Raw genomic sequence first — 17,328 nt, 5'->3', positions numbered from 1 at the left:
ACATGCTAGCAGAAACAACCACGACTTCGATTACCGGCTTGTAACCACAAGCATGAACCCGTCACCTCCAGCCACGAGGCGCAGGTCCAAGCCAGCGCCGTCTTCATTCCCGCACCAGCCTGCGGGCACAAGGCCCGGGAGGAAAGCGCCGGTATCAAAGAAGGTCGGTATCGAAGAGGGATCCAGGAGCATCCACATCGTGGACATTCCTAAATCCCTTTTAGTCCTAATTCGACCTCGAACAACCTCTGACTCAGTCCCGGGTCGTCAGGATGACAGGCCCCTGCTCAGTGATGGCGATGGTGTGCTCGCTGTGGGCGCCGCGCGATCCGTCTGCAGAACGGAGGGTCCACCCATCCTTGGGATCCTGGTAAATCTGATCGGTGGTTGCCAGGAACCAGGGCTCAATGGCAATGACCAAACCCGGGCGCAGCTTGTAACCGTGATGAGGAGTGCCGTCGTTGGGCACATGGGGATCACCATGCATAATCCGCCCTACCCCGTGTCCGCCGAACTCCAGGTTGACGCTGTATCCGTTTTCATGGGCAACCTCACCGACTGCAGCGGAGATGTCACCTAGGCGGTTACCGGGCTGAGCCTGGGCGATGCCCGCCTTCAAGGCCTCTTCGGTAGTTCGAATCAGTCGCAGATCCTCTGGATCGGCATGCTCGCCCACCACGAAGCTGATAGCCGAATCACCCACCCAGCCGTCCACGTTGATGGCCAGATCCAGGGAGAGCAGGTCGCCATCCTTGAGGTTGTAGTCATAGGGCACTCCATGGAGAACGGCATCGTTGACGGATAGGCAGATGTAGTGCGCAAAGGGGCCGGTGCCGAAGTCAGGCGCGTAGTCCACGTAGCAGGATGTGGCTCCCTTGCGGGCGTTGATCCTGTCCTTGACGTAGTCATCCAGCTCCAGCAGGTTGACCCCGGGTTTGCTCATGGACTTGAGCTCCTTGAGGATGCTGCCGACAAACCTGCCCGCCGGCTTCATCTGTTCGATCTCCTGCTTGGTTTTGAGCTCGATCATCCTCTGCGTCCTTTCATGATTGGTGCCCGCGGGTGCCGCCCCTCAGGATCCTGCCCAAGTACTACCACTCAGTATTATCGGGTCAGTCGGACGAGTCCGGCTCTCAGTTCCGGCCGAAGGTGAAGGCCCTGATAATGGAAACGACTCCCAGCACCAGAAGAGCGCACCCGCTGAAGATGACCAGGAAGATGACGGAGCTCAGCGGGTAGATCATGACGATGATCCCGGCGATGATGGAGACGACGCCTGAGAAGATGGCCCAGCCTGAATGCGGGAGCCCCCAGGAGGCTGCCAGACTCATCACGCCCTCCATGATCCAGCTGATGCCCACAATGATGGTGACCAGCAAGGTCAGCGCTGAAGCGGATAGGGCCGTGTTCCTGACGATGACAATGCCGCCGACGGCAATCAGGGCGCCAAAGAGGACACCCAGAACCCGCCATCCACCGGGAAGTCCCTTGGACACGATGGAAGTGGCCAGACGGACCACGCCGGAGATGATGAAGTAGATGCCCAGCACCACAGTCACGGCAATCAGGGTCTTATCCGGCCTGAGCAGCAGAGCCAGGCCCAGGATGACTCCAATCACACCCATGACACCCATGATGACTCGGATGGCCCGCAAGGTTCTGAATCCTAGATCTTCGGCAATCATGGAAAATGGATCCATCCGTGGCGGGCGCCCCTGATAGCCGGGGTATTGCCCATACTGACCATAATTATTCTGGTATTGGCCGTTATTCTGCGAAGAATCCTGACCACTGTACTGATTGGGCTGACCGCCCTGCATGGGATCCGTCATACCGTCCTCTTTCATTCGCTCAGGGCGGCCAAGCGGCCGTCCTGTTACTGTCTTCCAAGTTTAAATCACCAAGGGGGCAATCGCGGCTTTTCCCCTTTGGCGATGGTTCGCCGGTCCGCTGATTGCCGGCAACCCAGGGCTTGGCATGTCATCAAAGATGGCTAGGCTTGTGGCATGGCACAATCTACTGAACCCAAGACCTCCTCCGGACTTGATCCGGCCTCCTTCTCCTCGGTCATTCGGCCGCAGGACGATCTCTTTCGTTTTGTCAACGGTCCCTGGATCGACACCTACAGTCTGCCCGAGGACCGCTCCCGGTTCGGCTCCTTCGACAAGCTTGCCGAGGATGCCGAAGCACAGATCCGTGAAATCCTCGAGGACCCGGAATCCCCGGCAGTCAAATCAGCCCTGCTCTACCGCAGCTTCCTGGATACTGATGCCATAGAAGCCGCGGGAATGGAACCCATCCGCCCAGACCTGCAGGCCATTGACGCTGTGTCCGGCAAAAAGGCGCTGACCAGCCTGCTGGGCCGGCTCAACCCCACTGGCGGACCTGATCTGTTCGGCATCGCCATCTATGGCGATCCGGGCAACGCTGGCGTCAACGTGGCTCATATGGAACAGGCCGGGTTGGGACTTCCCGACGAAGCCTACTACCGGGAGAAGAGCTACGCTCCGGTCCGTCAGTCCTACACCGACATGGTGGCCTCCCTGCTCAGGATCTCCGGCTACGCCGATGACCAGGAGGCTGCCCACAGACAGGCGGAGTCTTTCCTTGATGTCGAGACGCGCATAGCGGCACGCCACTGGGACAACGTGTCGACCCGAGACGAAGATCGCACCTATAATCCCACCACCCTGGCCGACCTGGAGTCTACACTCGCCGATTTCGATCTGCACACCTGGATCGAGTCCTGGCAGAATGCATATGCAGCCAGTCCTGTCGCCAATCTGCAACCGGTCGATCTGAGCTCAGCCCTGTCCAGGACCATAGTGCACGAACCCTCCTTCCTGCAGGGTTTGAACGAGCTTTGGAAAACCAGCGATTTGGAGGATCTCAAACTCTGGGCCCGCGTGCACACCCTGATCGAGTGGGCAGGCCTGCTCAGCAGCGACTTCGATCAGGCCAGGTTCGACTTCTATGGCAAGGTTCTTTCAGGCACGACCAAGATGCGTGACCGCTGGAAGCGGGCTGTCTCCCTGGTCAATGGCATTTGCGGCGAGGAGGTCGGACGCGAATATGTACGCCGGCACTTCCCTGCCTCCAGCAAGGCCCGCATGGAGGCCCTGGTCTCAGACCTGATCGATGCCTATCGGGTCTCCATCACCTCCAGCGACTGGCTGGGAGAACAGACCAAGGTCAAGGCTCTGGCCAAGCTGGACAAATTCTCGCCCAAGATCGGCTACACCGAGCACTGGCGCGACTATACGGCCCTGGCTGTGGACGAAAAGCTGGGTCTGGTCGACAACGTGCGGCAGGCCAACCTCTACGAGTCCGGCTACCAGTTCTGCAAGGCCGGTCAGCCTGTGGACAAGGAAGAGTGGCTGATGAATCCTCAGACGGTCAACGCCTACTACGAGCCCACCCTGAACGTCATCGTCTTCCCCGCAGCCATCCTGCAGCCGCCTTTCTTCGACCCAGACGCCGACGACGCCGTCAACTACGGAGGCATCGGGTCGGTCATCGGCCACGAAATCGGCCACGGATTCGACGACCAGGGCTCCAAGTACGACGGTGACGGACGTCTGCAGGACTGGTGGACCCCGCAGGACCGCGAAAACTTCGAACAACGGACCAAAGCACTCATTGAGCAGTACAACGGATTTGTCCCCCAGCAACTTGCCGAGAAGTACGCCGACAAGCCCGAGCAAGCACCTCATGTCAATGGAGCGTTGACCATTGGCGAGAACATCGGGGACCTGGGAGGCGTCAACATCGCCATCAAGGCCTATGCCATCTCCTTGCAGAAGAAGGAGGGCGGCACAGCCGAGACAGACGATGCTGCCATGGACCAGGCGCTAGCCTCGGCTCCAGTCATGGACGGCTACACTGGCCTGCAACGGTTCTTCCTGTCTTATGCCTCCATATGGAGGACCAAGAACAGGGATCAGCTGGCCGAACAGTATCTGCAGATCGATCCCCACTCCCCTGCTGAATTCCGCACAAACGGCATCGTCAGGAACGTGGATCGCTTCTATCAGGCCTTCGGAGTCACCGCCGACGACGGCATGTGGCTGGAACCCGACGCACGAGTCAAGATCTGGTAAACCTGTTCTGATTAAAACCGTTGGTTGACGGTTTTAATCAGCCTACTGTTCAAGGCGGGAGGCCGACGAAAATCAGTCGGTCTCCCGCTTTCGTTTTGCTAGGCCGAAACAACCTGTGCTCATTCGGCATCGGAAGCCTTCACCGATGTCTCCTTGGCTGCAGATGACGCAGATGATGCAGAGACAGATGCAGTTTCGGACGATAAAGACGATGGCGGCGTGGTCCAAGGGTCCGGACCGTCAGCTCCCTCATCAATAGGCGCGGTATCCGATCGGGTCCTGGTGAAGGTATCCTGCCCCCGGGCTAGGTCGTGACCGATGCCATCTGCCACCAAAACCAGACTGCTGTGCGGTTGGCCATCGCTGATCCACTCCTCCGTCACCAAAGATCCCGTCACCATGACCGGATCGCCCTTATGCAGACAGGCCAGGGCATTGACCGCCAGAGTCCTGAAAGCTTTGACAGTAAGCCAAGTAGTGGATTTTCGTTTCCACACTCCAGCCGCAGCATCGTAATGGGCCGGAGTAGAGCCCAGCCTGAAGGAGCAGACAGCCGTAGACCCCGGCTGTCCCAGACGCGTTGGTTGGGTCCCCATAAAGCCGAAGACAGTCGTTTTTATTTCGTTGATGGCCATACCGAAACCTCTCTGTTGATGTTATGAATCCGACGCTGTAAATCTGCCAGTCGATTCCTGGATTCCTGATTTTGCAGCGGCGAGGCCATTCGACGGAGAATCCCCGACCAGAGCGCGGATAATCGGAGCGGGGGAAGGGACTGGCCCCGGCCAGGAACCCTCCGTCGAACGGTGAGTCCATCCTGCCTCCGCCCACGTCCACGTACACGACCTGCAGACCATTGTGGTCGAACGAACTCGGACTGATTCAGATTGTGGACAAACCAACCTTCTTCCATAAAAACTTGAGACAGGTCTCTTGTCAGTAATACCTATCTCATCAGGTAAAGTGGAGTGGATTTACCCATAATTATGAAAATCGAGAACAGAGGAAAACTTGATAACGAAAAATGAACGGCTCGGATGCAGGTAGACGTCAATGGCGATAATGCCTCGACGACTCATAATTGCTGATTGTTCAAGGAGAGAGGTGGACACAACATGATTACAGGAGCGATTGCGGGCGTAGTAGCGATAGTGGGATGAGTAGCAGGGATAGCGGCAGTTGCCATACCCGTTACATTGTTGATTCGGTACTTCAGGAAGAACAGAACACAGCATACATGAATCCAGACAATATCCTATGGGCGGCACTGGCTTTTAATTCCTATGACTTCATCACCGACAATGGGTGGCTGCCTGCGCTATAAAACAAGCCGCCACCCATTATCTTGTTCCCGGCCGCTTTCAGCGATACCGATCCGATTACCTTATGAACACTCCAGATGGACAATCACAACCAGTCACTATCCGTCAGGAACACACGACTGTACAAAAAGAATGAGAGACTCAAGACTCAGGCAACTCCTTTCCGAACCGGAGAAGGCAGCAGCATCCCCGAACAGTCACTAGGTGTGAATCATTCTGGCCGAGGCTGACGCGCAGGCCTGAAGACAAGGCCGCAAGATCGACGAGAGGAACCAGGTGAGCTACGTTCGAAGATGGCATTCACCCGGGTATCTCGATTGAGGCCTGATTTACCAATGCTTTCTGTGCTGATGCCGAAGGACACATCAGCGGAACCCATAACTGGATCCGCAATGTCCCTTCACAGCCCAGGACCATCGAGCATTGGTCCTGGGCTAAACTGTGAAAGCAGATACATCGGCACGGTTTGGAAGGACCCGCAGTCATGGTTCACACGCTGGTCAGTTGGAACATCGATTCGCTCAACGCCGCCCTGCTGGGCAAGAGCAGCCGCAGCGCCCTCTCCCTGAAGGTGGTGGAAACCATTCGGGATCTGGACCCCGATGTCGTAGCCATCCAGGAAACCAAACTCAACGGCGATCAGAAGAAATCGGCGGGTATCCTTAAGGCACTCATGCGCTACTTTCCCGATTATCAGGAGGTGGACCGCCGTTCCGCGGCCCCGGCCCGCACAGGCTACGCAGGCACGCTCATGCTCTACCGCAAGAGCCTGCCAGAGCCTACCGTGACCCGCCCCCGCATCGGCGCTCCCGACACCATGGATGACGAGGGCCGCATGCTCACTCTGGAGTTCCCGGACTGCTTCGTCACCACGGTCTACACTCCCAATTCCGGATCGGGACTGGTAAGGCTCAAGCCGCGCGGCGTCTGGGATGATTGCTACCGTCGCTACCTGCAGGAACTGGATGCCCGCAAGCCGGTCCTGGCCTGTGGCGACTTCAACGTGGCCCACGAGGAGATCGACATCGCCAACCCGGCATCCAACCACCATTCCGCCGGCTTCACTGATCAGGAACGTGAGAAGTTCGGCCTTCTGCTGGATGCAGGCTTCACCGACACCTTCCGAAAAATTCATGGCGATGCCGCCGGCTTCTACGACGATCACCGCAGCGTCTACACCTGGTTCGCACAGCGTGCCCCAAAGAGCAAGATCAACAACTCCGGCTGGCGCATCGACTACTGGCTGACCTCCAACCGGATCGCTGACCAAGTCAGCACCAGCGAACCCGTGGACACAGGCGAGCGCCAGGATCATCTGCCCATTCTGCTGCGCATCTGACTGGATAGATACCCGAACCCAAACCGATACAACCAAAAGGGTGGGGCCTTGGTCGCGTGCATCTTGACGCGGCCTAGGCCCCACCCCTCTACGTTGGTTGCGAATAAGCAACTATGAGCATGGCATAACCTACTGCAAGGCCGTAATCCGATCCACGATCACCTGATCGGCCTGATCAGCAGGAACAGCTTGCACATCCGAGCCATCGCGGTTGCGAATCTCAATAGTGCCGTTGGCGATGGTGTCGCGACCAGCAATAGCGACCAGGGGGACCCCGATTAGCTCGGCATCCTTGAACTTGACCCCGGGAGATACCTTGGGCCGGTCGTCGTAGATGACCTCAACGCCGCGGTCCTCCAGGTCGGTGACCAGCTTCTCAGCGGCATCGAAGGCCTCCTGCTTCTTGCCGGTGGCCACCACATGGACCGCGGCAGGAGCGACAGCCTTGGGCCAAGCCAGACCTTTATCATCGTGATGCATCTCAGCGATGCAAGCCAGTACACGGGAAATGCCAATGCCATAGCAGCCCATCCAGACCGGCACAGCCTTGCCGTTGCGGTCCAGGACCTTCAGCCCCAATGCGTCAGAGTATTTCAGCCCAAGCTGGAAGACCTGTCCGATCTCCACGCCACGCTCGAAACTGAGCGGCCCGGAACCATCAGGACTCATATCCCCGTGACGCACCTCGGCGGCTTCCACTACTCCGTCAGCTTGGAAGTCACGCCCATAAACCGCATTGGCCAGATGCACACCTTCAGAATCAGCCCCGGTCACCCAGGCAGATCCAGGTGCCACGTGGGCATCGAGGAAGTAGCGGATATGAGAAGCGGACTCAGTATCCGAACGCTGAGGGCCCAGAACACGGGGGCCAATATATCCCTTGACCAACTCGGGATGGGCCGCCAGGTCAGTTTCATTGGCCTCTTCAATCTCGGCCGGAGCGAACTGGGCCTCCAACCGCTTCATGTCCACCTGACGGTCACCCGGCAGGCCGACGGCCACCAGTTCCCGCCAGCCCTCTGGATGGTCATCATCTGCAGGATGCTTGACAGCCACAATCAGGTTCTTCAGAGTATCGGCAGCGGTCCAGTCCCGGCCGTCCTCGCGAGGATGCAGCTGGTTGAACCGATCCACCAGGGTATCGATGGTGGTCGAGTCGGGAGTATTCAGCTCCTGCATAACTGGGGTCTCAGCATAGTCGACGGGATCAGGACGCGGGGTGGTCAGCGCCTCCACATTCCACGCCTTCCCCGAGGGCGCCAGGGCAAAGGTGTCCTCGCCTATAGGCAGCGGAGCCAGGAATTCCTCGGACTCAGATCCCCCCATGGGTCCGGAGACCGCATGGACGATTACGTAGTTGACACCCAGACGCTTGAAAATTCGCTCATAGGCGCCGCGTTCATCCTGGTAGGCCTTCTTCAGCCCCTCCTTGTCCACAGTGAAGGAGTAAGCGTCCTTCATGATGAACTCGCGACCCCTGATCAGCCCGGCACGGGGACGGAACTCGTCGCGGTACTTGGTCTGAATCTGGTAGAGGACAACCGGCAGGTCCTTGTATGAGGAGTACATGTCCTTGACCAAAAGGGTGAACATCTCCTCATGGGTGGGAGCCAGCAGGTAATCAGCGCCGTGCCTGTCCTGGAGGCGGAAGAGATTCTCACCGTACTCCTCCCAGCGGTGGGTGGCCTCGTAGGGCTCGCGAGGCAACAGGGCCGGGAAGTGGACCTCCTGGGCGCCAATGCCGTCGATCTCCTCCCTAACCACGGCCTGGACCTTGTCGAGGACTTTCAGACCCAGTGGCAGCCAGGTGAAGATGCCCGGGGCCACCTTGCGAACGTATCCTGCCCGCTGCAGGAGTTTGGCCGAGTCCACATCGGCGTCGGCCGGATCCTCCCTGAGGGTCCGCAAAAAGAGGGTTGACATGCGCATGGCTTTGGTTCTCATACCTCCTAAAGATATGCGCGCAAAGGGACAAGCAACCATAAAGGACGCCTTATGACGATTTGTTGAAAGCAAGCCAGAAACCCCTATGATTACGGACGCTTTCACAGAGAAAGTCACTATGGCCGCATACGGCCGCTCGACAACGTCGAGGACTAGCGGTGGGTTGACTCGCGCTCACCACTAGCAGGTGGAAGCTCTTGAAAACCAACATTATTCATCGCGCCAATCATACGTAGTTCTGGCGGCCACGCCCGGATCATCACTTGAGATCAATCATGACGCTGCAGAACACCGCGATTGCATCTTCTTTGAACATTTCCGAACACCGTTCATGCGCCTTGCCAGGCACATCAATTTGACTCAAGCGGTTATGTAATGTACGTTTGATTTAACTTTGAAGTAAAGATTCAACTTTTATTAGTTTGGTTCAATGGTGAATTATAAAGTAGATGTTTCCCTCTCGCACGTGTCTTTCTCCTACGGCCGTAAACAGGCGCTGTCGGATGTGTCCTTGAGCTTCGGCAACGGCGTATTCGGGCTCTTGGGTCCCAATGGTGCCGGCAAAACAACCCTGATGAATATTGTGACCACCTTGTCGCATCCTTCCTCGGGCAGTGTAAGGATAGCCAGGGCGAATGTGCTGACAAGCGCTGGACGACGTCGGGCCAGGAGCCGGATCGGATATTTGCCGCAATCGTTCGAGTTGATGAATGCTTCCAGCCTGATGCGCAATGTACGGTACGCCGCATGGGCGCGCGGTCTGTCATGGAAGGCGTCCTGTGATGCAGCGGTGTGGGCCCTGGAGCAGGTGGAATTGTCCGGGGAAGCTCGCCGCCCGGTGCGCAGCCTGTCCGGTGGCATGCGTCAACGTGCGGGCATCGCGTGCGCAATTGTGGCCCGTCCCGACGTGCTTGTCTTGGACGAGCCAACCGTCGGCCTCGATCCAGTGCAACGTATTGAGGTGCGTAAATTCCTCGACGCATATGCGGACAGCCACACAGTGCTGGTGAGCACGCATTTGGTCGAGGATCTGGCCGCAATCGCCGACCGCGTGCTGGTGCTCGACCACGGGCGTCTGCTCCTGGACGGGCGCATGGATGATCTCGCTGCCTTGGCCGATTCTGAGGACTCAATGGCATCGCCTTGGGAATCCGGTTATCGACGGCTGCTGACGGGATCCGAACACCTGCCATCCGACCAGGGTGAGGTCTCATGATGGCCCGTCTGCTCAATCCCTTGTCACCTGTGAGCTCGCTGGTGTTCTTTCTGTCAATGATGGCGTATCCGGCCGCATTATCGGTGCGCAACTACGGAGTCGGCCAATCAGATGCGTCCCCGTGGGCACTGACAGATGCGGCCTTGCAGTTCGACCTGACCTGGATGCATCTGGTGACGGATGTAATCGCCTGCATGTTCGGCGCATGGAGCGCCTGGAAAGCGTGTTCCCCGCGGTCCATGGTCGCGCCGCCCTGGATCGGGGGCCCGTCTGTCCGCAGGTATGGCGTGCCTGTCCTCAAAGGTGCCGCATTGGGTTCCCTGGCCTATGCGGCAGGTTGTCTTCCCGCCATCGTCCAGACACTGCGGTTCACAGGCGGGTCGGTTCCCGTGGGGGCCTTGCTCATGGGTATGGCAGTGCCGGCGGCCATGTTCGCCCTCGGCTATGCGCTCGGGGCCATCATGGGCAGCCGCTGGTCCCTGGTGCCGGCCACGCTTTTGCCTGCCGCCCTGTGTTGGGGCAGCTTAGTGCTGCTGATGCCGCGCATACCCAAGGGTGACGTGTTTCCCCGAGCCTGGGGGTCGCCGCTGGCCGTGGTGATGCCGATGATGGACACGGGCATCGGTGCCGAGCCGGGACTCAGTATTAACCTTTCAGCGGTGACAGTGCGCTGGATCTTGGTCGCAGTAGTGCTGGCCGCATCCATAGCGGCATGCGTGCTGACCACACACCAGTGGCGGCCCGGCCTGTCATGGATAGTCGCCCCATTGGCTGTGCTTCTTTTAGTTCCGACTGCTGCCGGGGGCCTGGTAGCCATGTCCGGCCCGGCGGAATGGCAACGGTCCGCTCCGTTCACCCCGGTGTGCAAAAGCATAGACGGCGTGCCGCTGTCAGTGTGCTCCCACCCGGATGATGGCGCCCACCTGAGACGCTACATGCGGTATATGCGGTCGGTCGCCTCATGGTTCCCCAGAGACAGTGTGGAAAGCAGCTCGGGTCTTGTGCTTTTGCTGGGCAACGCCTTTACGCCTACGTCCCACGGCCAGGCGTGGAATCTCACCGGCCAAGGCCTGGCCGAACTGGAGCACTTGGGCGGCAAGAAGATACAGATAATGACCGACACAGTCACCGAACGCACTGGACGATACAGCGACCTAGCTGATGTCACAGAGGCCATCGTGAAGGAATTTATTCATGCCGACTGCGCGGCTACTGCACTTAAAAACGTGTATAAACAACGGACATTGGATGATGGTGCCAGCGTGTCCGCCTTCATGCTGGAGCAGTTGCCCCAGCGCATGAGAGAGACCGTCTACGAGTCGATGGGCAGCAGAGGAAGCGGGGCATCCGGGATGGGAAGCGCCCGAGGCCCTGCCGCCGATCTGCTCAACGATGCCACTAATGAAGAGTTCCATGCCTATGTGCGTCGCAACCTCTCTGGGCTCGAACGCTGCGCCATCACGCCGTCCGATGTCATCAATAATCTGGGGAAGAACCACTGATGGGCGGCCGGCATCGACGTGGTACCTTGAAAGGCGGAATCCCGGTCGGATGGTTGGCTGGGCGACGCCCATGGGCGGCTTTGGCATTTGTCGTGCTGGCTGTGACCGTGCCCTTCCTGCTTGCCACCGCCTCCGCTTCCGCTACCGGCGGGGAGATCTATGCCCGGCCAGCCTATTATGGGTACGTCTGCGTTCCTGATCCACATGCAGCGGTATTCAACAGCGCCGTGCATACCCAATGCCCACAAGGCAAAAGCGCCGTGCCCAGTATGGTGCCCATGGCCGAACTGGCCTACGCAGCGTTCAGCGCATGCGCCTTGGTCATGCTTGCCCCGCTTATGCCCACCTGGGAGCGCCTGAACCTGGCACGCGTCCGTTGGCGAGCCCTGGCCGCAGGTACAGGCGTGCTGATGCTGCCGTTTCTTCTCAGCGTTCTCTTTACCATACCGAACTCCCACGGCAGCCCAACCAGCGTGCAGTCGCTGCTCAGGCTGGCTGCCTGCAATGGCCTGGTCGACGCGTCCTTGGTCATGCTCGGCATCGCATTGCTTGGTCGTTTCTACGGGCTTGGCCTGGGCGTAGGACTGGCAGTGATCAATATCGCCAGCCAAGGTATGCAGGTAGGCATGGGAATGACGCTCCGTCTATACCCCGAGGACATCAAACCGCCCGTTCCTGGACAGGGGACTTGGCCGGCGATTGCAGCGGTCTTGACAGTCTTCGCCGTCTTACTCTGGACGGTCACCGGAGGACGGGGAATGATCTTGGACAAGAAATAAAGCGCCAGCACAGCTGCTTGTGAGATGTGTGAGACCCTACCGACTTTAACGGCGCAGGAGTTTGTCCGAGTCCACCTAGCTGTCAACAGGACCTACATATATGACCAGCACAACCGAAACCGAAGCCAAATGGCGCATACAGGAAAAGGTCAGTAAATTCGCAACCTGACATCTCTCAAGCCCTACCCTCCCCTTACGGACAGCCAAGATATGATGGTTGTATATCGAACAGGTTTTCTGATTTACAAGGACAAGGCGGGCACCTATGTCATCAGAGCCAGGTGTGACCATCCAGACCTTTACCAACCTTGACGCAGAGCACATGACACTCCTCCTGGAGGCCGATCCTTCAGAACCGATAATCCGTGACGTTTTCACCCATTCCTGTGCTTTTGAAATCCGAGTGGGACAAGCTCTGGCTGGTGTCATGCTGCTTGTCAGACCAAACACGGATACCTTGGAAATCGCCAATATCAGTGTGGGCCGTGCTTATCGCCGACAGGGACTTGGAAGCAGATTAATAGACCGAGCCAAGATGGAGACCGTCAGGCTGGGTCTGAGAAGATTGGAAGTAGGCACCGGATCCACCAGTTTTGAGGCCCTTTGCTTCTACCAAACATGCGGGTTTCGCATGGACCGCATTGAACGGGATTATTTTGTAGACCGCTACCAGCAGCCCATTGTCGAGAACGGAATCACCCTGAGAGACATGGTCCGTCTGTCATGGTGCCTCTAGCGACCCGGATGACTACACCGGGCCAAGACCGGTAAGGGCGACCAATCAGAAAAGTTCGTCCTGGCTGAATTCGTCTTCTGGTTCCTGACCGACGGCGCGCTTGGTGAAGGACTCAGGACCCTCATCCTTTAGACGGGCGCAGGCCGCCTTGGACTCGGCCCTCAATCCCGCATCCAGAACGACGGCATCGGGAGAGACCAGGAAGGCATGCTCATTGATGCCCGTCAGGTAGAGCCCATCCAGGCTTTCCACACGGGAGAGGGCCACGTAGCCCATCCCCGGCGCGAAGGTCCGTCTCAGGTCCATGACCGCCCTGTCCAAGGTCATCCCCTGGGACTTGTGGATGGTGATCCCCCAGGCACAGCGAAGAGGCACCTGGTTGACGGCGGCCAAGACGGTGTCCCCATCCATGGTCTCCCAGGCGGCCGGCTTCATGGTGACTATGTTGCCGTTCTGGAAGGAGACGATCGGCCATCCCCCCTTGGCCGAGTTGGTGAATCCGCTGACTGTACCAATAGAGCCGTTGACATATTGATGGTCCTGGTCGTTGCGCAGGGCCATTACTGCGGCTCCGGTCTTCAGGGCCAGATCCTCGGGGGCCAGCATGTTCTTCTTCAGCCGCTCCACCAGTCTGGCCTCGCCTCGGGATGTGGCCTGGTAATGGTGGGCCTCTTCGTTGATGGCGGCCAGGCGCTGGTCATTGAGCGTGTCTGCCTGCTTGTTGACCGGGAAGAGGTGGACTGCCACCTGACCGGGTGCGGGCACTGCGCCGACGCGGGAGGCCAGGACCTCATGGTCCTCCTGGGTGACGCCGCCCTCCCTGATGTCAGTAAGGACAGTCAACAGCTGGCCATCGTCCTGGCGATGCTGCTCGGTCAGGTAACAGATGATCGGGTCCAGGTCCTGCCAGACCAGTGATTCGGTGACGAACCCGTCCGGGTCCTTGCCGGCCTGGGCATAGCGTTCCCGTGCTGCCTGGAATTCAGGGCTGGGCAGTATTCCTGCAGCTCGGTTGGATCGAGTCACCGGTGGCAGCTGGAAGAAGTCCCCGGAAAGAACCACTTGGATCCCTCCGAATGGTTCGGGGCTGTGACGAACCGCCCGGCAGGCCTGGTCCACCATGTCGAAGAGCCAGGCATGCATCATGGAGACCTCATCGATGACCAGGATGTCGGTGCCTTCTATCTGTCTACGACGGCGGGTCTTGATCCGCTTCAAGAGTGATTCGGTCATGCAGGTGGCGATTCCCACACCGCTCCAGGAATGGATGGTCTGGCCGTTGATGTGCGTGGCGGCGATGCCGGTCGAGGCCGTCACCGCCACAACCGCCCCGGCCTGACGAGCCTGGGCGACGAACTCATTGAGCACAAAGGTCTTGCCTGACCCGGGGGCGCCTGTGATGAAGGCATTGGCCCCCGCACTCAATATGGTCAAGGCTTCGGATTGCTGCATGCCTCCATGGTGCCACGTCAGAGGTACATGGCTACGCCTGTCAGTAGTCGGTCTTCTCAGGCTTGTTGGCATCCTCTACCGGATCGCCGGACTCTTCGTAATGGCGCAGAAGGCTGGTCTGCTCGATCTGTTCCGCTCCGGCTTTGGACTGCGCCCCGTCAGGTCCGGGAGCCGGAAGGAAGAACATGGAGCGGTAGTAGCGCAGTTCGTCCATGGACTCGATGATGTCGGCCAGAGCCCTGTGGCCGCCATGCTTGGCTGGCTTGTTCTTGTAGACGTCCGGGTACCAGCGGCGGGACAGCTCCTTGAGGGTGCTCACGTCGATGACCCGGTAATGCAGAAGAGCCATAAGGTCGGGCATGTACCGGTCAAGGAACTTCTTGTCGGAGCCCACTGAGTTGCCTGCCAGATGGGCTTTGCCGTTCTTGGGCAGGAAGGGCTTGACGTACTCGATCACCTGGCGCTGGGCGTCCTCCAGGTCCAGACCGGTCTTCATCTCCTCAATCAGACCGGAGGAGGTGTGCATCTTCCTGACGAAGTCCCCCATATGGTCCAGGGCCGCCTGGGAGGGCTTGATGACCAGGTCGATGCCCTTGTCCAGGACCTTCATGTTGAAGTCGGTAGGAACCACGGAGACCTCGCACAGCTCGTCATGGAAAATATCCAGACCGGTCATCTCGCAGTCTATCCAGATCATGCGGGATTCTTCTGCAGTGAAGGTCAGATCATTCTTGTCGCTCATCTGTACGCCTTTCAGATCCGGGTCGCGCACCGGATCGCTCCTTCCGCCGCCTCGGGCGGAACATTACAAGATACCGCCAGCACGTGACTGGCGGAGGGTTCGCCAGGCCGTCCGACCGGACCATGACTGACTTGAGATATGCAATCGGCGCAGGTCCTGATGAGATCCTGCGCCAATCACCTGCCTACGTAGGCTCAGTTGTGGAAGCCTGAGTAGTTGGGAGCTTCCTTGGTCATGACGATGTCATGGGGGTGCGATTCACGCAGACCGGCATCGGTGATCCGAATGAACCGGCCCTTGCGCTGCAGCTCGGGAATGGTGCGGGCACCGGTGTAGAACATGGTCTGATGCAGGCCGCCGACCAGCTCGTAGAGCACATAGTTGAGCGGACCACGGTAGGGCACCTCGCCCTCGACACCTTCGGGCACCACCTTGTCGGAGCTGGTGACGTCAGCCTGGAAGTAGCGGTCCTTGGAGTAGCTCTTCTTGCCGCGCGGGGCCATGGCGCCCAGCGAGCCCATGCCCCGGTAGACCTTGTACTGCTTGCCATGCAGGAGGACCTTCTCGCCAGGGGCCTCCTCAGTGCCTGCCAGCAGACCGCCCAGCATGACCGAATCGGCCCCGGCCACGATGGCCTTGGCAATGTCTCCCGAGTAATGGATTCCACCGTCGGCCACCAGAGGAATCCCGGCAGGCCGGCAGGCCAGGGCGGCATCGTAAACGGCAGTCAGCTGGGGCACACCCACGCCAGCCACCACGCGGGTAGTGCAGATGGAGCCAGGGCCCACACCGACCTTGACCGCGTCAACACCGGCATCGATCAGAGCCTGAGCACCCTCGCGGGTGGCCACGTTGCCGCCAATCACATCCACATGGTCGAAGGCATGATCAGCCTTGATCCTGCGGATCATGTCCAGCATGAGCTTGGCGTGACCATGGGCGGTGTCCACGACCAGAATGTCGACCCCGGCATCGGCCAGGGCGGTGATGCGTTGCCAGGCATCGCCGAAGAAGCCCACGGCGGCAGCCACACGCAGACGGCCGCGCTCATCCTTGGTGGCCTCGGGGTACTGCTCGGTCTTGACGAAGTCCTTGACGGTGATCAGCCCGGTCAGTTTGCCCTCATCATCAACAAGGGGAAGCTTCTCCACCTTGTATTTGGCCAGAAGCTGGTGGGCGTCTTCCTTGGTGATGTTGGACGGACCGGTGATCAGGTGGTCCTTGGTCATGATGTCGCTGACCTTGAGCCGGTCGAAGTCAGCGGGATTGACGAAGCGCATGTCGCGGTTGGTGATGATGCCCACCAGCCGCTGCCGACGATCCACCACGGGCAGACCGGAGACCTTGTAGGTGGAGCAGAGCTTGTCCAGGTCGGTCAGTGTGGCATCTGGAGTTACCGTCAGGGGGTCGGAGATCATGCCAGATTCGGACCGCTTGACAATGTCGACCTGATTGGCCTGATCTTCGATGCTGAGGTTGCGGTGGAGGACGCCGATGCCGCCGTTACGGGCCATGGCCACAGCCATGGTGGCCTCAGTGACGGTGTCCATGGCAGCCGAAAGGACCGGGGACTTCATGGTGATGTTCCGAGTCAGCCGGGTGGTGGTGTCTACTTCGGAGGGGATGACATCGGATTCGTTGGGTAGCAGGAGGACGTCGTCATAGGCCAGACCGATTTTCTGGAAGGCGTCGGGGAGTTGAGTGTAGGAGGAGGGTTCGCTTTGTGGGTTTTCCATAGCCATAGCACCATGCTACAAGTGCTTCTTGACCGTTAACGGAACGGTACCGTGTCCGTACTATTTCATCCAGTGATTCAGGGGCTATAGGAACTAAACGCGTTGTTTATGTTGGGGGTTTGGCCTTGTGGCTGTAAGCGTGTTGGGTGGTTGTTAATAGGTCGGGTTGTTAATAGGGGTCTTGCAGGGGTGCCCGTTCCTGTTCGATCGGGGAATGAGAACCAGATCGAAGAGGGCCAGGCATTGCCCCATATGCCATGGGCGGATGCGCAAGCATGGGCGCAACAGATCAGGCACGCAGCGCTGGATGTGTCCGTCCTGCTCGATCACGTCCACCGCGCGCAGGCAGGACCGGGCCCGCGCCGCGCAGTTGAGGGAGTTCCTGGACCGGCTGCTGACGGGCAGGACCCGGGAACAGATGGGGGCCATGGGCGCCAGGGCCTGGCGTAAACGGGTCGGC

13 protein-coding genes and 1 pseudogene are annotated in these 17,328 nt (G+C 59.0%); 7 read left to right on the top strand and 7 right to left on the bottom strand.

Going from position 1 to position 17,328, the window contains the following annotated elements:
- Positions 1–253: 253 nt before the first annotated feature.
- Positions 254–1,030: a type I methionyl aminopeptidase gene (gene map, locus CI603_RS04085; protein ID WP_046323210.1), complete on the bottom strand. Its 777-nt coding sequence runs from the start codon at positions 1,028–1,030 to the stop codon at positions 254–256.
- Between the two features lie 103 nt (positions 1,031–1,133).
- The gene (locus CI603_RS04080; RefSeq protein ID WP_121913146.1) at positions 1,134–1,832 is read right to left on the bottom strand and encodes an HdeD family acid-resistance protein; all 699 of its coding nucleotides are present in this window, start codon (positions 1,830–1,832) and stop codon (positions 1,134–1,136) included.
- A 174-nt stretch (positions 1,833–2,006) separates the two neighbouring features.
- Between CI603_RS04080 and CI603_RS04075 the strand changes: the two genes are divergently transcribed.
- The gene (locus CI603_RS04075; RefSeq protein WP_121913145.1) at positions 2,007–4,100 is read left to right on the top strand and encodes a M13 family metallopeptidase; all 2,094 of its coding nucleotides are present in this window, start codon (positions 2,007–2,009) and stop codon (positions 4,098–4,100) included.
- Positions 4,101–4,219: 119 nt separating this feature from the next.
- Here CI603_RS04075 and CI603_RS04070 read toward each other — a convergent pair whose 3' ends face one another.
- Positions 4,220–4,735 (bottom strand): single-stranded DNA-binding protein, encoded by a 516-nt coding sequence (locus CI603_RS04070; RefSeq protein ID WP_121913144.1) that lies wholly within the window; start codon positions 4,733–4,735, stop codon positions 4,220–4,222.
- A gap of 1,171 nt (positions 4,736–5,906) precedes the next feature.
- Between CI603_RS04070 and CI603_RS04065 the strand changes: the two genes are divergently transcribed.
- Positions 5,907–6,761, top strand: a complete 855-nt coding sequence (locus CI603_RS04065) for an exodeoxyribonuclease III (RefSeq protein ID WP_121913143.1) — start codon at positions 5,907–5,909, stop codon at positions 6,759–6,761.
- A 129-nt stretch (positions 6,762–6,890) separates the two neighbouring features.
- Here the strand turns inward: CI603_RS04065 and CI603_RS04060 are convergent, their stop codons facing one another.
- Positions 6,891–8,705 (bottom strand): proline--tRNA ligase, encoded by a 1,815-nt coding sequence (locus CI603_RS04060; RefSeq protein WP_121913142.1) that lies wholly within the window; start codon positions 8,703–8,705, stop codon positions 6,891–6,893.
- A gap of 430 nt (positions 8,706–9,135) precedes the next feature.
- Here CI603_RS04060 and CI603_RS04055 point away from each other — a divergent pair, with 430 nt between their 5' ends.
- The 4 genes from CI603_RS04055 to CI603_RS04040 all read left to right on the top strand — a co-directional run bounded on the left by CI603_RS04055 (position 9,136) and on the right by CI603_RS04040 (position 12,938).
- Positions 9,136–9,921 (top strand): ABC transporter ATP-binding protein, encoded by a 786-nt coding sequence (locus CI603_RS04055; protein WP_121913141.1) that lies wholly within the window; start codon positions 9,136–9,138, stop codon positions 9,919–9,921.
- Between the two features lie 56 nt (positions 9,922–9,977).
- The gene (locus CI603_RS04050; protein ID WP_147438279.1) at positions 9,978–11,423 is read left to right on the top strand and encodes a hypothetical protein; all 1,446 of its coding nucleotides are present in this window, start codon (positions 9,978–9,980) and stop codon (positions 11,421–11,423) included.
- Positions 11,424–11,503: 80 nt separating this feature from the next.
- Complete coding sequence (locus CI603_RS04045; protein WP_147438278.1) at positions 11,504–12,202, top strand: hypothetical protein; 699 nt, start codon at positions 11,504–11,506, stop codon at positions 12,200–12,202.
- A 265-nt stretch (positions 12,203–12,467) separates the two neighbouring features.
- Positions 12,468–12,938, top strand: a complete 471-nt coding sequence (locus CI603_RS04040) for an N-acetyltransferase (protein WP_121913138.1) — start codon at positions 12,468–12,470, stop codon at positions 12,936–12,938.
- Between the two features lie 45 nt (positions 12,939–12,983).
- Here the strand turns inward: CI603_RS04040 and CI603_RS04035 are convergent, their stop codons facing one another.
- The 3 genes from CI603_RS04035 to guaB form a co-directional block, all read right to left on the bottom strand.
- Positions 12,984–14,390, bottom strand: a complete 1,407-nt coding sequence (locus CI603_RS04035; protein WP_121913137.1) for a PIF1 family DEAD/DEAH box helicase — start codon at positions 14,388–14,390, stop codon at positions 12,984–12,986.
- Between the two features lie 40 nt (positions 14,391–14,430).
- The gene (gene orn / locus CI603_RS04030) at positions 14,431–15,132 is read right to left on the bottom strand and encodes an oligoribonuclease (protein ID WP_046323853.1); all 702 of its coding nucleotides are present in this window, start codon (positions 15,130–15,132) and stop codon (positions 14,431–14,433) included.
- A 194-nt stretch (positions 15,133–15,326) separates the two neighbouring features.
- Positions 15,327–16,874 carry an IMP dehydrogenase gene (guaB, locus tag CI603_RS04025; protein ID WP_029678705.1) on the bottom strand — a complete coding sequence of 516 codons (1,548 nt, stop codon included), beginning with the start codon at positions 16,872–16,874 and terminating at the stop codon, positions 15,327–15,329.
- A 208-nt stretch (positions 16,875–17,082) separates the two neighbouring features.
- On the opposite strand from guaB, the pseudogene CI603_RS04020 reads away from it, so the two are divergent.
- Positions 17,083–17,328 (top strand): annotated as a pseudogene (locus CI603_RS04020) (IS256 family transposase); the annotation flags it as partial.

This window comes from Bifidobacterium sp. wkB338 (assembly GCF_003688325.1).
In the GTDB taxonomy this organism is placed as follows: Bacteria; Actinomycetota; Actinomycetes; order Actinomycetales; family Bifidobacteriaceae; genus Bombiscardovia; species Bombiscardovia polysaccharolytica.
Note: the sequence above shows the minus strand (reverse complement) of the source record. Positions and strands in the feature narration are given on the sequence as shown.